Origin of the sequence: Amycolatopsis sp. lyj-84, assembly GCF_046549075.1 — a bacterium.
Classification (GTDB): Bacteria; Actinomycetota; Actinomycetes; order Mycobacteriales; family Pseudonocardiaceae; genus Amycolatopsis.
Map to the genome: position 1 here is coordinate 103743 of NZ_JAJPWO010000012.1, position 20519 is coordinate 124261.

Annotated in this window: 11 protein-coding genes; 2 read left to right on the forward strand and 9 right to left on the reverse strand. The window is 69.2% G+C overall.

Translation table 11 applies throughout. The features are described 5' to 3' along the window. Nucleotides 1–39: 39 nt before the first annotated feature. Both ACLJRM_RS31625 and ACLJRM_RS31630 read right to left on the reverse strand, forming a co-directional pair. A complete protein-coding gene (locus ACLJRM_RS31625) occupies nucleotides 40–432 on the reverse strand; it encodes a hypothetical protein (RefSeq protein ID WP_233224206.1) in 393 nt (130 codons plus the stop codon). A gap of 30 nt (nucleotides 433–462) precedes the next feature. After that, on the reverse strand, nucleotides 463–1041 hold the full coding sequence (locus tag ACLJRM_RS31630) for a TetR/AcrR family transcriptional regulator (protein WP_410665211.1): 579 nt from the start codon (nucleotides 1039–1041) through the stop codon (nucleotides 463–465). A gap of 82 nt (nucleotides 1042–1123) precedes the next feature. Between ACLJRM_RS31630 and ACLJRM_RS31635 the strand changes: the two genes are divergently transcribed. Then, the gene (locus tag ACLJRM_RS31635; RefSeq protein WP_410665134.1) at nucleotides 1124–1450 is read left to right on the forward strand and encodes a rhodanese-like domain-containing protein; all 327 of its coding nucleotides are present in this window, start codon (nucleotides 1124–1126) and stop codon (nucleotides 1448–1450) included. Between the two features lie 6 nt (nucleotides 1451–1456). Here ACLJRM_RS31635 and ACLJRM_RS31640 read toward each other — a convergent pair whose 3' ends face one another. Further along, complete coding sequence (locus ACLJRM_RS31640; protein ID WP_410665135.1) at nucleotides 1457–2116, reverse strand: maleylpyruvate isomerase family mycothiol-dependent enzyme; 660 nt, start codon at nucleotides 2114–2116, stop codon at nucleotides 1457–1459. 82 nt (nucleotides 2117–2198) lie between these two features. On the opposite strand from ACLJRM_RS31640, the gene ACLJRM_RS31645 reads away from it, so the two are divergent. Next, nucleotides 2199–2609 (forward strand): RidA family protein, encoded by a 411-nt coding sequence (locus ACLJRM_RS31645; protein WP_410665136.1) that lies wholly within the window; start codon nucleotides 2199–2201, stop codon nucleotides 2607–2609. Between the two features lie 37 nt (nucleotides 2610–2646). Here ACLJRM_RS31645 and ACLJRM_RS31650 read toward each other — a convergent pair whose 3' ends face one another. The 6 genes from ACLJRM_RS31650 to ACLJRM_RS31675 all read right to left on the reverse strand — a co-directional run bounded on the left by ACLJRM_RS31650 (nucleotide 2647) and on the right by ACLJRM_RS31675 (nucleotide 20318). Continuing rightward, nucleotides 2647–10941 carry a hypothetical protein gene (locus ACLJRM_RS31650; protein ID WP_410665137.1) on the reverse strand — a complete coding sequence of 2765 codons (8295 nt, stop codon included), beginning with the start codon at nucleotides 10939–10941 and terminating at the stop codon, nucleotides 2647–2649. 466 nt (nucleotides 10942–11407) lie between these two features. Beyond that, nucleotides 11408–12262: an alpha/beta fold hydrolase gene (locus ACLJRM_RS31655; protein ID WP_410665138.1), complete on the reverse strand. Its 855-nt coding sequence runs from the start codon at nucleotides 12260–12262 to the stop codon at nucleotides 11408–11410. Further along, nucleotides 12259–13977: an ABC transporter ATP-binding protein gene (locus ACLJRM_RS31660; RefSeq protein WP_101613273.1), complete on the reverse strand. Its 1719-nt coding sequence runs from the start codon at nucleotides 13975–13977 to the stop codon at nucleotides 12259–12261. The genes ACLJRM_RS31655 and ACLJRM_RS31660 overlap by 4 nt, the downstream gene beginning before the upstream one ends. Then, a complete protein-coding gene (locus tag ACLJRM_RS31665; protein ID WP_410665139.1) occupies nucleotides 13974–16496 on the reverse strand; it encodes an ABC transporter ATP-binding protein/permease in 2523 nt (840 codons plus the stop codon). The genes ACLJRM_RS31660 and ACLJRM_RS31665 overlap by 4 nt, the downstream gene beginning before the upstream one ends. Then, nucleotides 16496–17194 (reverse strand): TetR/AcrR family transcriptional regulator, encoded by a 699-nt coding sequence (locus tag ACLJRM_RS31670; RefSeq protein ID WP_410665140.1) that lies wholly within the window; start codon nucleotides 17192–17194, stop codon nucleotides 16496–16498. Before ACLJRM_RS31670 ends, ACLJRM_RS31665 begins: the two co-directional genes overlap by 1 nt. 283 nt (nucleotides 17195–17477) lie before the next feature. Next, a complete protein-coding gene (locus tag ACLJRM_RS31675; protein ID WP_410665141.1) occupies nucleotides 17478–20318 on the reverse strand; it encodes a LuxR C-terminal-related transcriptional regulator in 2841 nt (946 codons plus the stop codon). Nucleotides 20319–20519 lie beyond the last annotated feature (201 nt).

The window sequence follows — 20519 nt, forward strand, 5'->3', positions numbered from 1 at the left end:
ATTCCCGGTCCGGGCACGCGGAAGGCGTGCCCGTGAGCTTCAGACGGCTACCGGGAAAGGCGGAGCTCGATCCCCCAGCGCGAGGCGGTGCGCCGCGCGCGAGGGAGGGGTGACGTCGGCGTGGAGTTCGCTGAGGCGGAGCAGCGTCGTCGACGCGGGCCCGTGCGGGACGGTCCCGAAGAGAGGCAGGTCACCGTGACCGTGCACACCCAGGAGCGAAGGTTCGGCGGCGAGCCTGCCGACGGCGCGCACCGGCGCCACGGCCTTGGAGACCGAGGAGTCGACGGTCGCGTTCGCCCCGCGCGACTCGTCGGCCGAAGCGGAATCGCCGGAGTGGAGCGCGAGGAACAGGCCGAGCGCGGTCAGGACGGCGGCGAGCAGCACCAGTACGGCCTGCCTGGCAGGCCGGTACGTCCGGCGCTCCACCGTCATCGACACACTCCCGGGGTTCTCCCCGACACCTTACTTGCCGGGCGCGAACCGTTCGGCGAGTCGCGTGATCCCGGCGCGGACGCGGCTCTCCCCCAGCTCCGGCACCAACGCAGTCAGGTGCTCGGCCGCCAGCGGCGCCAGCAGGGCGTGCGCGGCGTGTTCGGGGTCGGGGGTGCCGTCGAGCAGGATCGCCACGTGCCGGTGCCAGAACCGGTAGGCACCGATCCGGTAGCGCGCCCCCGGGGCGGCGGTCTCCGACATCCGCACCAGGGCCAGATGCTCGAGCACGTAGTCGACGTAGGCGCCGGTGAAAGCCACCAGGCGTTCCGACGGCGGAGCACCGGGCCCCAGTGGCGGCGGCCCGTGCAGGATCCCTTCCTGGAGCACCTGTTCCCGTGCGTCCAGCAGCGCGACGGCCAGTCCGGCCTTGTCGCCGAAGCGGCGGAAGAGCGTCCCCTTGCCCACCCCCGCGGCCGCCGCCACCTGATCCATGGACACCGCGTCGACGCCGTGCTCGGCGAACAGCGACGCGGCCGCGTCCAGGATGGCGGCGCGGTTGCGGGCGGCGTCCGCGCGTTCCTTGGGCGGCGGCGTCCGCAGGAGTTCCAGCGACGTTGCAAAAGCGGACTGCGGTCCGTTATGGTCGTGGGGCACATACGGACTCTAGTCCGATTAACTGGGAGGTAGCGACATGACCGCACTCATCACCCGTGACGACCTGAAGGCCGCGATCGACGCGAAGGCCGTGACGGTCGTCGACGCGCTGGGTGGCGAGTACTACGCCAAGCAGCATCTGCCCGGCGCCGTCCCGCTCGTCCTCGCGGACGTCGACGCGCGGGCGGCCGCCGTGCTGCCCGATCGCGGCGCCGCGATCGTCACCTACTGCTCCAACCCCGCGTGCCCCAACAGCGGACAGGTCGCCGACCGGCTCACCGCCCTCGGCTACACCGACGTCCGCAAGTACCGGGAGGGCATCGAGGACTGGGCCGGCGCCGGCCTGCCCCTCGAACAGGGCTGAGCCTCCTTACGACGGGACGCGCCGGCGCAGGACCGGAACCCCGTCGCCGTGGAGTTCGGCCAGGTAGGGCGCCCGACCGGTCATGGCCATGATCAGCGCGAGAGTCGTGCCCGAAACGAGTGGCCCGGATCCGACGGCGAAGGGGCCATCGGTCGCCTCCAGCCGCAGCCCGCCGATGCGCCCCTTCGCCATCACCACGAGATCTGAGCCCTGGTAGTAACCGGCCAGCGAGGTGAGGACGGCGATCGGATGGTCCCGGCGGAGACCCAGCGGGCGGCGGACGTCCTCGCCGTGCACGATCGTCTCGCCGAGCATCGCGATGGCGGGCAACGGCGGTTTCGTCGTGCTGGTGACGACACGGCGGAACCGCTCCAGCGTCTCGGCGCCGTTCGCGCCCAGATGTTCGGCCAGCCGCATGGCGACCTGCTCGTCGAAATCGAACCGGCAGCGGATCACCCCGGCCAGCCACCGCACCGGGGTGAGGCTCGCCCCCGCGGTGAGATGCGCGAGCACCTCGCGCACGGTGAGCCCGGTGCACAGCGACGGTGTCTCCCATCGCTCTTCGGAGAGCCCTCCGAGGTCGTTCGCCAGCGCCGCCCGCTCGGTGTGGATCAGCGGCCAGACGGTCGTGGCGCGAGCGCGCGCCTTCGGTCCTGAATTCGCCATCCGAAGTCCCTCCGTCGCCCGGAATCATCGGTCATCGATACTCGGAAGGCGAACTCCGCCGAACACCGAGAGATGGGGACCGATGATCGAGCGCTGGAATCCGGAGACCGTGGCCGCACCGATCGGCCCGTACAGCCATCTGGTGCGCGTCCCGGCCGATCACGAACTCGTCGTCGTGTCCGGTCAGATCGGCGTCCTGCCCGACGGCGACCTGGCCGGGCCCGACGCCGAGTCCCAGACCCGCGCGTTGCTCGTCAACCTCGAACGGCTGCTCGAAGCCGCGGGCGCCGGACCGGAACACCTGGTCAAGGTGTTCAGCATGTTGTCCGGCACCGAGCACCTCGAGGGTTTCCGCACGGCGACGCGCGAGACCTTCACCCGCTGGTACCCGGAGGCGGACTGGCCCGCCCAGTCGCTGATCGTCGTGGCGGCGCTGGCTCGCCCGGAGCTCGTCGTCGAGGTCGAAGCGCTGATCGCGGTGCCGGCGCGGTAGGAAGCAGGATCTCCACCCCCTACCGCGCCGAGCCCGATCAGAACTCCCGGCGCCTCCGCCCGGCGAGGAGCAGCAGCGCGCCGATGGCGAGCATGCCCAGCGCCAGGATCGACATCGTCTTCACCGGGGAACCGGTGACCGCCAGGCCCGGCGGCCGGTTCGGCGGCTGCGGGGTCGGCTTGTCCGGCGGCTGCGGTGTCGGCGGTGTCGGCGGCACCCGGGTGTCGGTACCGCAGTCGGGGTTCGCCGAGCCCGGCGGGCAGTTGCCGCCCGGGGTGTCGGAGGTGACCACGTTGCGGAGCCGGTGGTCACCGGTCGCCGGCTTCCGCAGGGTGACGGCGTAGGTGACGGTCGCCTTCTCCCCCGGCTTCAGCTCGCCCTTCCAGGTGAGCTTCGGCGCGGAATAGGTCACCGTTCCCGTACTGGCCTTCGCGGTGCCGTCGAAGGTGGCGTCGTCGAGCACCTGGGTCAGGTCGTCGGTGAACTTCGCGTCGTCCACTGTGGCCTGTCCGGTGTTCTCCACCGTGACGGTGTACGTGACGACCTCGCCCGGCTTCGCCTCCGTCTTGTCGACCGTCTTCTTGATCTTCAAGCTGGACAACGGCGTCGTCGTGCCGCACTTCGGATCCTTGCTGCCCGGCGGGCAGTTGCCACCGGGGGTGTCGGTCACGATGGCGTTGGTCAGCTTGCCGTCGCCGCCGGTCTTGGTCACCTTGACGCTGTAGGTGACCGTCGCCGTCTGCCCGATCTCCAGATCACCGGTCCAGGTCAGCTTCGGTTCCTCGTAGGTCACCGAACCGATCGTCGCCGCACCGTCCTTTTGGAACACGGCGTCGTCGAGGACCTGGCCGAGGTCGTCGGTGAACGTGGCGCCGGCCAGCTTCGTCTTGCCGGTGTTGCGCACCGTCACCGTGTACTTGACGACGTCGCCCGGGTTCGCCGTGGCCTTGTCCGCCTTCTTCTCCAGTGAGATGCCGGGCACCGGGGTGCTGGTCGAACAGGCCGGGTCGCCGGACTGCGGCGGGCAGGTGCCCGGCGTGTTGGTGCTGACGGTGTTCCGCAGTTCGTGGTCACCCGTGACCGGGTTCTTCACCTTCACCGAGTACTTCAGCGTGGTCGACGCCCCCACCGGGAGATCACCGGCCCACACCAGGTTCGGCGCGGTGAAGGTGAACACCCCGGCGACCGGCGCCGACGTGGCGTCGTTCCGGTAGTCGGCGTCGTCGAGCACCTCGGATAGGTCGTCCGTGACCCGTGCGGCGTCTTCGCCGACCAGGTCGACCTTGCCGGTGTTGGCCACCGTGACGGTGTAGGTGACGACGTCGCCCGGGTTCGCGGTCTGCTTGTCCGAGGTCTTCTTCACCGACAGTTCGCGGGACGGCACGTCCGCGACGCAGTTCGGGTCGTTCGATCCCGGCGGGCAGTTGTTGCCCGGCGTGTCCGAAGTGACCACATTGGACAGCTTCTTGTCGCCGGTGTCCGGGTTCTTGATCTTGACCGTGTAGGTGATGGTCGAGGTCTGCCCGATGTCGAGCGAACCGGTCCACGTCAGTTTCGGTGCCGCGTACGAGACGCCGCCGATGGTCGCGGCGCCGTCGTTCTGGTAGTCGGCGTCGTCGAGGACCTCGGTCATGTCGTCGGTGAAGGTGGCACCGTCCTGTTTGGTCTGCCCGGTGTTGGTGACGGTGATCGTGTACTTCACCGTGTCACCCGGATCGACCTGCTTCTTGTCGGCCGTCTTCTTGATCAGCAGGCCGGAGATCGGCGTGGTCGTACCGCACTTCGGATCGGTCGAACCCGGCGGGCAGTTGCCACCCGGCGTGTCCGAGGTGACGCCGTTGACGAGCTTCTTGTCGCCGTCACCGGGGTTCTTCACCTTGACCGAGTACGTCACCGTGGCCGTGTCGCCGATGCCGAGATCACCGGTCCACGTCAGTTCGGGCTCGGCGTAGGACACCGCGCCGATCGTCGCCGAGCCGTCGTCCTGGTAGTCGGCGTCGTCGAGGACCTTGGTCAGGTCGTCGGTGAACGTCGCACCGGAGATCTTGGTCTGGCCGGTGTTCCGGACGGTCACCGTGTACTTGACCACGTCACCGGGATTCGCCGACTGCTTGTCGACGGTCTTCTCGATCTCCAGCCCCGAAACCGGCGTCTCCGTGCCACAGGCCGGATCCGTGGACCCCGGTGGGCAGTTGCCGCCCGGCGTCTCCGACGACACCGCGTTCTTGAGCCGGTTGTCACCGATGTTCGGGTTCTTGACCTTGACCGTGTACGTCACCTTGGCCGTGTCACCGACGCCGAGGTCACCGGTCCAGGTCAGCTTCGGCGATGCGAACGACACGGCGCCGATCGTCGCGGCACCGTCGTTCTGGTAGTCCGCGTCGTCGAGCACCTGGGTCAGATCGTCCGTGAAGGTCGCACCGGTCAGTTTGGTCTGGCCGGTGTTCGTGACGGTGACCGTGTACTTCACGACATCACCAGGGTTCGCGGACTGCTTGTCGACAGCCTTCTCGATGAGTAGGCCCGACACCGGAGTGGTGGTGCCGCACTTCGGATCCGTGGATCCCGGCGGGCAGTTCCCGCCCGGCGTCTCGGAAGTGATCGTGTTGATGAGCTTCTTGTCGCCAGGAGCAGGGCTCTTGACCTTGACCGTGTAGGTGACCGTCGAGGTCTCGCCGATCTCGAGGTCGCCGGTCCAGGTCAGCTTCGGCGATGCGAAGGTCACCGCACCGATCGTCGCGGCACCATCGTTCTGGTAATCCGCGTCGTCGAGGACCTGAGCCAGATCGTCCGTGAAGGTCGCACCCGCGAGCTTGGTCTGCCCGGTGTTCCGGACGGTCACCGTGTACTTCACGACATCGCCCGGATTCGCCGACTGCTTGTCCACGGCCTTCTCGATGAGCAGGCCCGACACCGGAGTGGTCGTACCGCACTTCGGATCCGTGGATCCCGGCGGACAGTTCCCGCCCGGCGTCTCCGAAGACACCGCGTTCTTGAGCTGGTTGTCGCCGGTGTTCGGGCTCTTGACCTTCACCGTGTACGTCACCGTGGACGCCTCGCCCACGTCAAGGTCACCGGTCCAGGTCAGCTTGGGCGACGCGAAGGTCACCGCGCCGATCGTCGCGGCACCATCGTTCTGATAGTCCGCGTCGTCGAGAACCTGAGCCAGATCGTCGGCGAAAGTCGCACCGGTCAGCTTCGTCTGCCCGGTGTTGGTGACCGTGACGGTGTACTTCACGACATCGCCCGGGTTCGCCGACTGCTTGTCGACAGCCTTCTCGATCTTGAAGCCCGACACCGGAGTGGTGGTGCCACACTTCGGATCCGTCGAACCCGGCGGACAGTTCCCACCCGGAGTCTCCGACGACACCGCGTTCCTGAGCTGGTTGTCCCCGGTGTTCGGGTTCTTGACCTTCACCGTGTACGTCACCGTGGACGCCTGACCGATCTCGAGATCACCGGTCCACGTCAGCTTCGGTGCCGCGTAGGAAACCGCACCGATCGTCGCCGCACCATCGCTCTGGTAATCCGCGTCATCAAGGACCTGAGTCAGGTCGTCCGCGAAGGTCGCACCCGTGAGCTTGGTCTGCCCGATGTTGGTGACCGTGACCGTGTACTTCACCACGTCACCGGGGTTCGCCGACTGCTTGTCGACAGCCTTCTCGATCATGAGGCCTGACACCGGAGTGGTCGTACCGCACTTCGGATCCGCGGATCCCGGCGGACAGTTCCCACCCGGCATGTCCGAGGTGACCACATTGGACAGACGCTTGTCACCGGGGTTCGGGTTCTTGACCTTCACCGTGTACGTCACCGTGGACGCCTGGCCGATGTCGAGATCACCGGTCCACGTCAGCTTCGGTGCCGCGTAGGAAACCGCACCGATCGTCGCCGCACCATCGCTCTGGTAATCCGCGTCATCAAGGACCTGAGTCAGGTCATCGGTGAACGTCGCACCGGTCAACTTCGTCTGCCCGGTGTTGGTGACCGTGACCGTGTACTTCACGACATCACCAGGGTTCGCGGCCTGCTTGTCGACCGCCTTCTCGATCTTCACTCCTGACACCGGAGTGGTGGTGCCGCACTTCGGATCCGTCGAACCCGGCGGACAGTTGCCACCCGGCGTGTCCGAGGTGACCACGTTCTTGAGCAGGTTGTCGCCGGTGTTGGGGCTCTTGACCTTGACGGTGTAGGTGACCGTGGAGGTGCCTCCGATGTCGAGGTCGCCCGTCCAGGTCAACTTCGGCGAGGCAAAGGAAACCGCACCGATGGTCGCGGCTCCGTCGTTCTGGTAATCCGCGTCGTCGAGGACCTGCGTCAGATCGTCCGTGAAGGTCGCGCCGGTCAACTTCGTCTGCCCGGTATTCGTGACCGTGACCGTGTACTTCACGACATCGCCCGGATTCGCCGACTGCTTGTCCACGGCCTTCTCGATGAGCAGACCCGACACCGGAGTCGTCGTACCGCACTTCGGATCCGTCGAACCCGGCGGACAGTTCCCACCCGGAGTCTCGGAAGTGATCGTGTTGACGAGCTTCTTGTCGCCAGGGACAGGGCTCTTGACCTTCACGGTGTAAGTGACGGTCGAGATCCCCCCAATTTCGAGGTCGCCCGTCCACGTCAGCTTCGGTGCCGCGTAGGACACGGCACCGATCGTCGCGGCGCCATCGTTCTGATAGTCCGCGTCGTCGAGAACCTGAGCCAGATCGTCGGCGAAGGTCGCACCGGTCAACTTCGTCTGCCCGGTATTCGTGACCGTGACCGTGTACTTCACGACATCGCCCGGGTTCGCCGACTGCTTGTCGACAGCCTTCTCGATCATGAAGCCCGACACCGGAGTGGTGGTGCCACACTTCGGATCCGTGGATCCAGGCGGACAGTTCCCACCCGGAGTCTCCGAGGTCACCACGTTCTTCAGCAGGTTGTCACCGGGGTTCGGGCTCTTCACCTTCACCGTGTAGGTAACTGTGGACGCCTGGCCGATGTCGAGATCGCCCGTCCACGTCAACTTCGGCGAAGCAAAGGAAACCGCACCGATCGTCGCCGCACCATCGTTCTGATACCCGGCATCGTCGAGCACCTGGGTCAGATCATCGGTGAACGTCGCACCGGTCAACTTCGTCTGCCCGGTGTTCGTGACCGTGACCGTGTACTTCACGACGTCACCCGGGTTCGCCGACTGCTTGTCGACAGCCTTCTCGATCTTCAACCCCGACACCGGAGTCGTCGTACCGCACTTCGGGTCCGTGGATCCCGGCGGGCAGTTGCCACCCGGCGTATCGGAAGTGACCACATTGGACAGCTTCTTGTCGCCTGGGTTCGGGTTCTTGACCTTCACCGTGTAAGTGACGGTCGACGTCTGCCCGATGTCCAGGTCACCGGTCCAGGTCAGCTTCGGCGATGCGAACGACACCGCACCGATCGTCGCCGCGCCGTCATTCTGGTAATCCGCGTCGTCGAGGACCTGCGTCAGATCATCGCTGAACGTCGCACCGGAAACCTTGGTCTGGCCGGTGTTCCGCACGGTCACCGTGTACTTGACCACGTCACCGGGGTTCGCCGACTGCTTGTCGACCGTCTTCTCGATGAGCAAACCGGAAACCGGCGTCGTCGTACCGCACTTCGGATCCGTCGAACCCGGCGGACAGTTACCGCCCGGAGTCTCCGACGTCACCACGTTCTTGAGCTGATTGTCCCCGGTGTTCGGGTTCTTCACCTTCACCGTGTACGTCACCGTGGAGGTTTCACCGACACCGAGGTCGCCCGTCCACGTCAGTTTCGGTGAAGCGAAGGACACCGTGCCGATCGTCGCGGCACCATCATTCTGGTAGCCGGCATCGTCGAGCACCTGCGTCAGATCGTCGGTGAACGTCGCGCCCGTGAGCTTCGCCTGCCCGGTGTTCCGGACGGTCACCGTGTACTTCACGACATCGCCCGGATTCGCCGACTGCTTGTCCACGGCCTTCTCGATGAGCAGGCCCGAAACCGGCGTCGTCGTACCGCACTTCGGATCCGTCGAACCCGGCGGACAGTTACCGCCCGGAGTCTCCGACGTCACCACGTTCTTGAGCCGGTTGTCCCCGGTGTTCGGGTTCTTCACCTTCACCGTGTAGGTGAACGCCGCGCTCGTCCCCGCGGCGAGCGTCCCGGTCCAGGTCAGCTTCGGCTCCGCATAGGACACCGAGCCGGGCGACGCGGTGGCGTCGTTCTGGTAGACCGCGTCGTCCAGCAACCCGGTCAGGTCGTCGACGACCTTGAGGCCCGCCGCGGTCACCCGTCCGGTGTTGGCGACGTTGACCGTGTAGCGCACGGTGTCACCGGGGTTGGCGGACTCCTTGTCGACGGTCTTCGTCACCGTGTACGACGGCGGGGGCACCTTGGTCTTCGCACAGGCCGCCGCGGGATCGTCCGGGCAGCGGTTGTCCGGCGGGACGACCGGCGGCGGTCCGATCGGGACGGTCGCGCGGTTCACCAGTTCCTTGCCGATGGCGGCTTCTTCGACCTTCACGCGCACGGTCAGCGTCGCGGTTTCCCCGACCGCGAGGCCGTTCACGGCCCAGTCGATCGGCCCCGTGCCGGACGCCGTGCCCTTCGTGGGATCGGACGACACGTGGGTCGTGCCCGGCGGGAGCGTGTCCCGCACGGTGAGCGCGGGCACCGGGATCACGCCGGTGTTCCGCAAGGTCACCTTGTAGGTCAAGGTATCCCCTGGAATCGCCTCGGCGAGGTCGACCGACTTCGTGAGCTGGTATCCCGGTGAGGCGACCGTGTTCCGCACCGTGTTCGAGGTGCGTTCCTGCGGGCGGCCGGTGTCCTCGCCGCGGAAGGTCAGCTTGCCGGTGTTGTCGAGCTTCGTGCCGTCCGGCACCGTGGCGCCGACCTTGACCTTGAAGGCGACCTTCTGCGACTGCCCGGCCGCCAGATTCCGCACCCGGCAGGTGACCACCTGCCCGGTGGCCGAACAGTCCGGATTGGACCCGGCCACGAACGTGACGCCACTGGGCAAGGTGTCGGTGAGGACGATGTTCGTCGCGGTGTCGAGGTCGGTGACGCTGCCGTCGGCATGCTTGTTGGTGACGTCGAAGGTGTAGGTGACGTCACCGCCCTTGGTGACGTACCCGGGCGGACTGTCGTTGGTGTTGCCGACCGGGTCGTTGGCCTTGGTGATCTGCAGATCCGGTTCGAGCGCGTCGGTGACCAGCCAGACCACCTGCGGGTACAGCGCGTCGCCGACGGTGCCGATCTTCACCTGGAGCGCGGTGGTCCCGGCGGGGACCTTGCCGGTGATGTCGACGCTGCGGGAGTCGTAGCCGACGTTGTTCACCGGATTCGGATCGCGCGTGGTGACGTTGGTGCCCGAGCCGTTCGCCGCGACACGGTCGATCCGGCTGCTGAACGCGTTGTCGGTCGACACACCGGACGGGGACGGCATGGAGATGGTCTGGAGGCTGGAGGCGTTCGGACCCACCTGGAGGTAGTCACCGGCGATGGGCGCGTCACCGTCGCCCGCGACGATGCCGAGTTCGACGTTGGGCTGACGGGAGGTGGGCGCCTTGATGCCGCCCAGCGCGATGGTCGCCGAGCTCGGGGTGGTGCCGCCGGCGACGCGCTGCAAGCCGTCCCACACCTGCAGGTAGCGCAGCGGTTCGCTGGGCAGCTCGTAGGCCACCACCAGCGACCAGCCGCCCCAGCAGCCGAGGTTGGTACTGCTGACCGACTGGCCCTGACAGGCCTGGATGTCTGCGACCGTGTACTGCCCCGCCCCGGCGTTGGTGACGAGGTTCGTGACATCGGCGGCGCCGCCGTAGGCGTACAAGGTCGGGAAGCCGCCCGTCGTGAGGGCGGGGAACCAGTCGTAGGTGTCGGCGGTGATCCGCTGGTAGGTGTTCGAACCGGGGCTCTTCACCGAGACCTGGTTGCCCTTGTTCCCGTCGCCGGAAGTGCCGGCGGAAGCGACCGGGTTGAACTGCCAGTACAACCGGGCGTTGAGCACCTTCGCCCCGGCCGGCACCCTCAGGTTCGCGGCGGAGGCGGTGTTACCGGGCGCGGCCGGATCGGTCTTGATCCACGACACCGGGCTCGCGTTGCTCGCGGAGGCGTCGCAAACGACGCCGATACCGCATTGGACCACCGAGTTGGCGGCCATCGTGACCCCACCGTGGGCCAGCCCGTTGTACACCGGCTCCGGCCCGATCGGCCGCTCGGTGCCCGCTCCGCGCGGCTGTGTCTGGGCACTCGCGGGCAGCGGGGCACCCATCAGCAGGGCCACGGCGACCACCGCGAGCAGCGCTATGCCCCGGCGCCACCGATTTCGCCCACGCCGTTCCGCCATGCCGCCTCCGCCTCACCCCTCGCTTCCATCGACCCAGGTCAGGAGGATGGGGACAGCGAGCCCGATCGAAGGTCATCCTGTGTCGCGAAGATCATCGACGGCAACCGGGATCGGCGGTGTCCCCTGGATAGAACCCGTTGAGTGGCCTCGAAACCCCCGGACGGGTGATGAAACCCGGGCAATCGTCCACAACGGACTGAAATCCTCGGGAGTGGCGTTTGAGCGCGAAAACTGCCGTGGTCGAACACGTGATCGACTTTCCTTATCGTGGCTCCGGGCCCTAGTGCTACGCGAATTCCCTCGCGCTGATGCTCGGCTCCGAGACACCTCCGGTGGACGTGCTCGAAACCGTGACCGGCAGTCCTTTCGGCATGCAGCCGGTACGACCTCGTCACCGAGGACGACGGGCGTGCCGCCGAGACGCTCCGGACGCTCGCGCCGACCTACGAAGAACTCCGTCGGGCTCTCACAGCATCCTGACGATCTCGCGGGCGATCACCTCGGGCTCGGTCTTCGGGATGTAGTGACCGGACCGCTCTGCGATCACGTGCCGCCCGCCGGGCGAGGCAGCCACCCGGTGGGCGTGGGACGCGTTCGCCCGCGCCCGCACCCCCGCGGACATCCCGTCCCCGCCGAGCCCGCCGGAGACGACGGTGACCGGGATGTCCGCGAGCACCGGCGGATCGTGCCGCCAGACCGCCAGTTCGTCGAGGAAGGTGCGGGCCTGCTCCCGGTGGGTCCGCATCGTCGCGGCGGTGAACGCCTCACGTTCGAGGTCGCGGCGGACGTCGTCGGGGATGTCCCGCAGCAGGCCGCGGAAGACGACCTTGAGCAGACCCAGCCGCGCGAGCACGGTACCCAGCCCGATCATCACGCGTTCACCGGTGCGGAAGGCGCGGCCGAAGAGCACGTCCGCCGCCTCGTCGGTCGGATCGACCAGCACCAGACCGGCGATCCGCTCCGGGCGGCGGGCGGCGGCCTGCCGCACGATCGGCCCGCCGGCGCTGTGCCCGGCGAGGACGTACGGTCCCGGGCCGAAGTGGTCGAGGACGTCGTTGAGGTCGTCGGCCATCCGGCGCAGCGTCCGGCCGCCGGGGTCGGGGGCGCTGCGGCCGAGCCCGGACCGGTCGTAGACGATCGCGCGGGCGGACCGGGCGACCTCCGGCTGGACCGCCGCCCAGGACGACCGGGTGGCCGCCGCTCCGGCTTCGAACACGACCGTCGGCCCGGTGACTCCGGCGGGTCCCGGCAGCACCATCGCGTGCAGCCGTCTGCCGTCACGGGTGACGACCCAGTCCGGCTCGCCTTGGGTGTGGCTCATCGTGCGGTGATCCTCCAGCCGGTGGCGTCGATCTGCCGCCGCCAGAACTCGGCGAACCGGCCTTGCCTCGCGAGGAGTTCCTCGACGGTGCCGTCTTCGGTGATCTTCCCGCCCTCCAGGAAAAGGACCCGGTCGGCGTGCCGGATCCCGGCGATCCGATGGGTGACGATCACCCGGGTCCGCGGCACGGGATCGGCGCTGAGAGACCGGACGACGGCGTCCTCGTTCTCGGTGTCCAGCGCGCTGGTGGCCTCGTCGACCAGCAGCACGGGCGCCGGTTTGAGCAGCGCGCGGGCGATGGACACCCGCTGCCGCTCACCGCCGGAGAGCGCGCCGCCCGCCTCGCCGACGGCCGTGTGCGCCAGCAGTTCGCCGACCCTGGCGAGCTCGACGACCTCGGCGACCCTTTCCTCCGTCGCCGAGGGATCCCCGGCGAGGACGTTGTCGCGCACCGAACCGTCGAACAGGTACGGCTGCTGGAAGACGACGGTGACCAGCTCCCGCCGGTCGGCCGCGGACAGTTCGGCGAGATCCGTCCCGCCGACGAGCACCCGTCCGCCGGTGGGCTGGTGCAGGCCGGCGAGCAACGCGAGGACGGTGCTCTTGCCCGAACCGGACGGCCCGACGATCGCGGTCGTCGTCCCCGGTTCGAGGGTGAGGGCGAAGTTCTCCAGAACGTCTTCGGTGCCTGGCGAATAACGGAAACCGACGTCCTCGAACCGGATCCGCGGCGCCTCCTTCCCCGGCGCGACGGCCTCGCCCGCCGGGGCCACGGGCGCGGTGAGCACGGTGCGGATGCGGCCGAGCGTGGTGGTGGCGGTCTCGATGCCGGGAGCGAGATCACCGAGCGCGGTGAACGGTTCCAGGTACCGGGCGAGCACGACGATCAGCGCGATCGCCTCGGGCACGCCCAGTTCTCCTTGAGTGGCAAGGAGAACAGTCGTCCCGGCGAGCAGGACCAGCGCCAGCTGACCGGCGATGCCGAACAGCACCTGACCCGGGATCTGCAGGCGCAGCAGCCGGACCGTCGCGCCGTGGTGCGCGGCGAGCGCGGCACCGGCGTGACTGCGCGCGGGCTCCACGCGACGGGCCGCGCGCAACGTCTGTTGCGTGCGGGCGAACTCGACGATCCGCTCGGTGAGCACGGTGTTCGCTTCGGCCGCCGCCCGGTCGGCACGGCGGGTGATCCGGCCGGTCGCCCACAACGCGCCCAGCAGCACCGGGACCCCGGCCAGCGCGGCGAGCCCGAGCGGCCAGGCGATCGCCAGCAGGGCCAGCGCGATCGCGATCGGCAGCAGGACCGCGCCGATGAGCGGGGTGAGCAGATAGCCGACCAAGCCGACGAGGTCAGGACCGGTCGCGGCGATGGCCTGGCGGGCGGTCTGGGTGTTGGCACTGTCCAACCAGGACAGCCGGACGTTCGTCAGATGCTCGGCGACATCGTGCTGGGCGTGGTCCAGCACCCCGAAACCGAGTTCGAAGCCGAGCCGTCCCACGACGGCGTCGACCGCCCAGCCCGCCGCGGTGACGGCGGCGAGCGCGCCCAGCCAGGGCAGTGCTTCCGCGGCGTCGGCGCCGAACAGGGCGCCCACCAGCGGCACGAGCAGAACGACACCGACGGCGCGCAGCAGCACCGAGAACACGGCGAGCACGAGGTAGCGCCGGAACGTCCGGCGTCGCGTCCCGGGGATCAGGCCCAGCAGGGTGCGGATCACGCGGTCACCCCCGCGCCCGCTCCGGCCTGCCACAGGCGGGTGTAGCGCCCGCCCGAAGCCAGCAGTTCGTCGTGGGTCCCGCTTTCGGCGATCTCCCCGCGGTCGAGGACCACGATCCGGTCGGCGCCGGTGACGGTGTGCAGGCGATGGGCGATGACCAGGACGGTCCGGCCCTCGGTGAGCCGGTCGAGTGCTTGTTGCACGAGGTACTCCGACTCGGGATCGGCGAAGGCGGTCGCCTCGTCGAGGACGAGGACGGGGGCGTCGGCGAGGATCGCGCGGGCGATGGCGACCCGCTGGCGTTCCCCGCCGGACAGCTGGGAACCGGCGCCGAGGACGGTGTCGTACCCCTGCGGCAGCCGCAGGATCCGCTCGTGGATCTGCGCGTCACGAGCCGCGGCGACGACCTGGTCTTCGGTGGCGCCGGGAACGGCGAGCGCGATGTTCTCCCGCACGGTCCCCTGGACGAGTTGCGGATCCTGCAGCACGAATCCCACCCGGCCGTAGAGTTCGTCGGCGGCGAACGAGCGGACGTCCCGGCCGCCGACGCGGATCGCCCCTTCGGTCACGTCGTGGAACCTCGCGACCAAGGCGGCGAGGGTCGACTTCCCGGCTCCCGACGGGCCGACCAGCGCGGTCACCGTGCCGGGACGCAAGGTCAGGGAGACGTCCTCCAGAACGGGAACACCGGTGCGGTACGCGAAGCCCACCCTGTCCAGTTCCACCGTGCCCGGCTCGGCACCGTCCCGATCTTTGAGCTCCACTGTGGACAGTTCCGGTTCGTCGAGGACGACCTGGATCCGGCGCGCGGCGAGCATTCCCTCGCGGACGCCGCCGAGGCCGTAGCCGATACCCAGCAACCGAGCGCCGAAGGTGGTGCCCAGCAGGAGGAACGGGATCAGCGTCACCGGCTCCAGGCCGCCGCCGGTGACCATCAGCGTGCCGGCGCCGATGATCAGGAGCAGGAACGTGGCGGGCCGGGTGGCGAAGTCGAGCATGGTCTTCTTGCCGGTGAACGGCCGCTGCCAGTCGCCGAGGAAGCCGATGTACTCGTCGAGCCGCCGCCGGAACGACGACGCCGCGGCACCGCCGAACACCCGGATCACCGGCTGCCCTTCCAGATACGCGCCCGCCTCCCCTGCCATCCGTTCCGCCCAGCGCATCGCCTGGCCGGTCTTGGGTCCCGATTGGACGACCATGATCGAGGTGGTGACGAGGTAGACGAGGATCGGGACGAGCAGGACGAGGGCGAGCCGCCAGTCCACCACGAAGAGGTAGGCCAGCACCGCGACCGGTGCCACGACGGCCGCCACCGCGTCGGGAACGGCGTGCGTGACCAGGTAGTGGAGCGAGAGTGTGTCGCCCTGCACGAGTTTCGCGACCGCGCCCGAACCGCGGGCGGTGAACCAGCCCAGCGGCAGCCTCGCGAGTTTGCCCAGCAACCGCTGCCGCAGATCTCGGGCGAATCGCGCGTCGGCCGCGTGCAGCCAGAGCACGACCGCCGATTCGAGCAAGGTTCCCGCGCCGAGCAGCACCAGCGCCGAGACGCCGATCGCCCACAGCGATTCGCCTCCCGCGAGCAGCCGCCGGACCAGTTCCACCAGCAACACGAACGGCGCGAGCCGGATCAGCGTCACGACGGCCTGCAGGACCCCGGCGAAGATCAGCGTCCGCCGCACCGGCGCCAGCAGCCGTCCGGCGGCCTGTGCCCGCCAAGCCCCCTTGGGGGCCTTCTCGACGGGCTTCGGGGCTTCGGCGGCCGGTTCTTCCTTCTCACCGCGGAAAGCACCCATGGCGCGGCCGTAGTACCAGTACGCCCGGCCGTGCACCTCGGACTTGGGGAAGCCGAACGTCTCCCGCAACCGGGTCTTGAGATGTTTGAACGAACCGGCTTCGGTCGCCAGCCACGCCTGCCAGTCCGACCAGTCGCGCGTCCCGATCGCCGCGGCCAGCGAGGTCGCGTCCCCGCGCGGCACCCAGTGCACGGCCAGCCGCGCGTGGTCGCCCAGCGGGATCAGCCGGTCGGTCTCGTCGTGCTCTTCGAGGTACAACTCGATCGGGAGGTCGGCCGGGACCACCTCGAGGATCGCGTTGATCGCGGGGATCGAGGCGGAGTCGCCGATGAGCAGGTAGCCGGCGGGAGGTTCGGCGGGGACCGCGAAAGAGGTGGAACCCAAGGACATCACCGGAACCGTCGCACCCGGCCGCGCTTCACCCAGCCACCGCGAGGCGGGACCGGCGGGCTCGTGCAGGACGACGTCGACCGCGAACGTGCCGGTCTCCGGGTCGGCTTCGGTGAGCGTGTACGCGCGCTGGAACTCCGTCGGCCCGCCTTCCGGGTCCGGGAACCAGAACCGGAGCCAGGCCGTCGGCTCCACGACGACGTCCTCGAACAACGTCGGCGAGACGAACCGGATCCGCACGAACCTCGGCGTAATTTCCACTCTCTCGACGACGGTCGCTTTGTGGTCTCTCGCACCGAAACCCCGCATCACCGCGCCTTGGAACCCGCGCGCCATCACAAACCCTCCCCGGTGGCCGCCAGATCGGCCACCATCTCCACGACCGGCCTGCCCGGCGGACAGGACCCGATCAACCCGCGAATCGACGCTGTCAGCACCAGCCGCACGTACTCGGGCCTCGGAACCTCCGGCAACGCGGCGGACGGCTCGGCGAGCCGGTCGTCGCGCGACAACCGGTCGCGGACCGCCTGCCGCTCACGGTCCAGCCCGTCGCCGTCGGTCTCCTCGGCTGCCATGCTGTGCTCCTCGGACGCGGTCATCGCGATGGTCAGCGACGCGACGGCGCCACTGAGCACGATCGCCGCGCCGGGCTCGTAACCCCGGCGGACTAGGGCGTCGACCTCGTCGTTCAGCAGGCGCCGGCCGCCGTCACCGCGCGGGAACAGCAGCTGCAGGTAGGTGACCAGGCCCGGATGCTCCAGTGCGAAGGCCCGCATCTGCAGGGCAAAGGACAGCAGGTGTTGTTCGAGGCCGTGCCGGGGATCGTCCCGGAGCCGCAACTCGGCCAGAATGCTCTCCCCGACCAGCCGCTCGAGCCCCCAGCGCCCGTCGACGTGCCGGTAGAGGGCGGTCGCGGTCACCCCCAGCCGGACCGCGACCGCCTTGACACTCAGCCCGCGCATCCCGAGCTCGCGCCCGGCCCGCAGGATGTCGTCCGTCCCGATCCTGGCCGGACGACCACCGATCTTCGGCATCTCACCCCTTCGCATGGAAAGTTATAGGGGGAAACTAAGGGTGGGCTTAGTTGAAGTCAAGACACAGTTCGGGGCGTGGCCGGAAGCGGTCAGGGTGGGGGTGGGTGGTCGCCTGAACTACGTGAAGGACCCCTTCATTGCGTCTAACGCAGTGAAGGGGTCCTTCACGTACTTGGGGGAAGGCGCGAAGGAGGCTTTCCCCGCATCACATGCGGGGAAAGTCCCCTTCACCTCGGGCTCGCCGGGGTCCCGGGGCCAGAGGAGACAGCGAGGCCGAAATCGGTCAGGCCGTTTTGGAACCTTCACCGGTCGCGTCGCGGAGCAGGTCTTCGGTCAGGACCGTGCGCGAGGGCAGTCCCAGTTTGCGCAGCGCGCGCCCGACGTGGATCTCGACAGTCCGCGGGGACAGGAAGAGCCGCTCGCCGATCTCCCGGTTGGTGAGGTTCTGGGCGGCGAGCCGGGCCACCTCGAGCTCCCTCGGCGACAGCGTTTCGCCGTACCCCTTGCGGCCCCGCCGGGGCATCTCCGGATCACAGCGGCGCAGTGACCGTCGGCAGCGCAGCGCGTCCACGGCGGCGCCGAGGCCCGCGTACGCCGTCTCCGCGGTGGTGAAGGAAGCGACGGCGCGTTCCCGCTCCCCGGCTTCGAGGAAGCAACCGGCCGCGAGTTCGTCGGCGTAGGCGGCGAAATACGGGAACGGCAGCGCGTGATAGGCCTGCGCGGCACCGAGCAGCAGGTCACCGGCGGCGAGCGTCTCGCCGCGGGCTTGGGTGAGCATGCCCCGGCACAACAACGCCGCCGCGTTGGCGACCGGCGTGTCCTTGCCGTCGATGCCCTGCCGGTACTCCGCGAGCAGTTCTCTCGCCTCGACGTGCTGGCCCAGCCCGAGCATGGTGCGCACGGCGAACGGCATCAGTTCGGCCGCCCAGACCCAGTTGTTCTTGCGGCGCACGGTCTCCAGGCCGTACTCGGCCAGGCGCCGGGCGGCTTGCAGATCCTTGCCCGCCTGGTGGACCGCGACGCGGCCCGCGTACGCCGACGCCTGGATCGGGACGCTGCCGGCGGAGAGCGCGAACGCCGCGTCGAAGCTGCGCAGCGCCGCCATCGGCCGGTGCTGCCCGTATTCGTACCAGCCGAGCACGAGCAGCGGCTCGGCGGCGAGCGAGCTGTCCTTGTCGACCCGGGTCAGCATCGCCCGCGCCTTCTCGGCGACGCTCGACCACTCCCCCATCGCGAGATCCAGGCGTAGTTCCGTGCCGTCGGCCAGCGCGTCGAGGTAGGGCTGGTGATCGTCGCGGATCAGCCGCCGCGCGGTCACGAGGTAGACCCGCGCGACCGGGTAGTGCCCGTTCCACGCCACCGCGTCGGCGAGGTTGATGTAGGTGCGCGCCACCTGACGGCAGACCTCGGCCGACTCCGATGCCCGCGGCAGGTCGGCGATGTCTTGCCAGGCCTCGGGATCGCCGACCTGCATCCGCGCCGAAAGCCGGTTGGCGGCGATCGCGGCGAGCACCCCGGCGTCGGGTTCCCCCTTGCTCGCCCGTTCGGCCTCGTCGAGCCAGCGGAAGTTCTCCTCCACCGGAACCGTCCCGATATGCGGCAGCGCCAGGGTGACCAGCCCCCTGGCGAGCAGCGCCTGCCGCCTGCCGAGGTCGGCCGCGCCCAGCTCGATCTCGAGCCTGCCCGCTTCGACCTTGCCCACCTGGTTGATCAGCACCTGACCGAGGTGGACCCGGATCTCGCCGCGCGCGGCCTTGCTCAGCGGCCATTCGCGCAGGATCTTCCGCAGCAGCCGGACCGTGCCGGCGTGGGCGATGCTCCGCGGCAGTTCCCTGCCGAGCCGGACGGCGAACGACTCGCGCGCGGTCCTCGGCAGGTCCGCGTCCCGCAAAGCCGCTTCGAGCAGACGGCTCGCTTCCTCGGTCCGGCCGTCTTCGATGGCGTTGTCGACGGCGACCCCGGTCCACTGTGTCCACGCGCCGAGATCGCCTGCCAGCCGCGCGTGGCGGGCGATCAGCGACGCGAAGGGTTCGGCGCCGGAGGCGAGCCGGGCGGCGGCGCGGCCGTGCATCGCGCACCGCTGAGGGCCGGGAAGCAACGCGTAGACCGCTTCGGCGATCAGCGGGCTCCCCGAGACGTACCGGCCGCGGCCGAGATCCCGCAGCAGTCCCGCTTCCACGGCTTCGGTGACGGCGCCGGAGGTATCCCCGGACGGCGATGCCGCCACCGCGCCCAGATCCGCTTCCCCGGCGGACGATCCCAGCACCGCGGCCGCGCGGACGACGTCGCGCGCGGCCGGGCCGATCGCCGTCATCAGTCCGGCGACCCTGCTGCGCACGATCGGCGGTGCGGCCGCCGACGCCAGCCTGTCCGCCGAAAGCGACTCCGCCGTATCACCGACGCTCTGCACCAGCGCGGTCAGGTCGACGGCGATCCCGGACGTCCGCCGGTGCGCCGCCTCGGCGAAATCCGGCGCGCAGCGGCCGAACGTCGCGTCCAGCAGGGTCCGCACCTGGACGGCGGTGAACGCCGGAAGCGACAGATACGCGGCGGTCTCCGGCATCGGCGGGAATCGCCGCGCGCTGCAAGCCACCGAACTGACCACCACGCTCAGCGCCGCCGCCGGTGACGCCGCGAGACCGCGCAGGAACTCCCACGTGTCGTCGTCGGCGGAGTGGACGTCGTCGAGCATCAGGACCGCCGGACCGCAGCCGGTCAGGACTTCTCGCACGGCACGGAGTTCCTGCTGCCGGACGGTCCCGGCGTCCGCGTTCTCCGGGAACGGCGGCAGCCACGGCGACCATTCGGGGATCAGCCGCCGCAGGACGCCGGTCACCGGGGAGAAGCCCGCCGCGTGGGCGGCGGCCACCTCGCTCTTCCCGAGCAACGCGTCGACCAAGGGAGCCAACCGGCATGGCCGCGCGAAGGAACCGCAGCGGGCGGACCAGACCACGCGCGACGCGATCCCGGGCTGTGCGGCCAGTTCTTCGAGCAGACGGCTCCGGCCCACACCCGGTTCGCCCTCGACGACGGCGACCGACGGCGGGCTCGAGGTGACGCGCACCAGTTCGGCCAGTTCGGTGTCGCGGGCCACGAACACCGGTGCCGCACCGAGCGTCGGCATGCTCGGACCATACCGATAGGACACCCGCCGAAAGGCGGGAACACGAACAGTGACCACGGGCCGCACGCTTTCCGCTGGTCCACACCACCGGAGTCACGGCGTTAACTCGATCGGGTCACGCCGACCTGCGCGGCGCGGATCCCCGCATCGGTAATACGGACCCTTAGGTATTGCCGCGAACCTTGCCACGGATCCCCCCCG

Excerpts from the sequence above, each read along its gene's own strand:
- ACLJRM_RS31625 (WP_233224206.1), bottom strand. The coding sequence starts at position 432 with ATGACGGTGGAGCGCCGGACGTACCGGCCTGCCAGGCAGGCCGTACTG.
- ACLJRM_RS31635 (WP_410665134.1), top strand. The coding sequence starts at position 1,124 with ATGACCGCACTCATCACCCGTGACGACCTGAAGGCCGCGATCGACGCG.
- ACLJRM_RS31640 (WP_410665135.1), bottom strand. The coding sequence starts at position 2,116 with ATGGCGAATTCAGGACCGAAGGCGCGCGCTCGCGCCACGACCGTCTGG.
- ACLJRM_RS31645 (WP_410665136.1), top strand. The coding sequence starts at position 2,199 with ATGATCGAGCGCTGGAATCCGGAGACCGTGGCCGCACCGATCGGCCCG.
- ACLJRM_RS31650 (WP_410665137.1), bottom strand. The coding sequence starts at position 10,941 with ATGGCGGAACGGCGTGGGCGAAATCGGTGGCGCCGGGGCATAGCGCTG.
- ACLJRM_RS31655 (WP_410665138.1), bottom strand. The coding sequence starts at position 12,262 with ATGAGCCACACCCAAGGCGAGCCGGACTGGGTCGTCACCCGTGACGGC.
- ACLJRM_RS31665 (WP_410665139.1), bottom strand. The coding sequence starts at position 16,496 with ATGGCGCGCGGGTTCCAAGGCGCGGTGATGCGGGGTTTCGGTGCGAGA.
- ACLJRM_RS31670 (WP_410665140.1), bottom strand. The coding sequence starts at position 17,194 with ATGCCGAAGATCGGTGGTCGTCCGGCCAGGATCGGGACGGACGACATC.
- ACLJRM_RS31675 (WP_410665141.1), bottom strand. The coding sequence starts at position 20,318 with ATGCCGACGCTCGGTGCGGCACCGGTGTTCGTGGCCCGCGACACCGAA.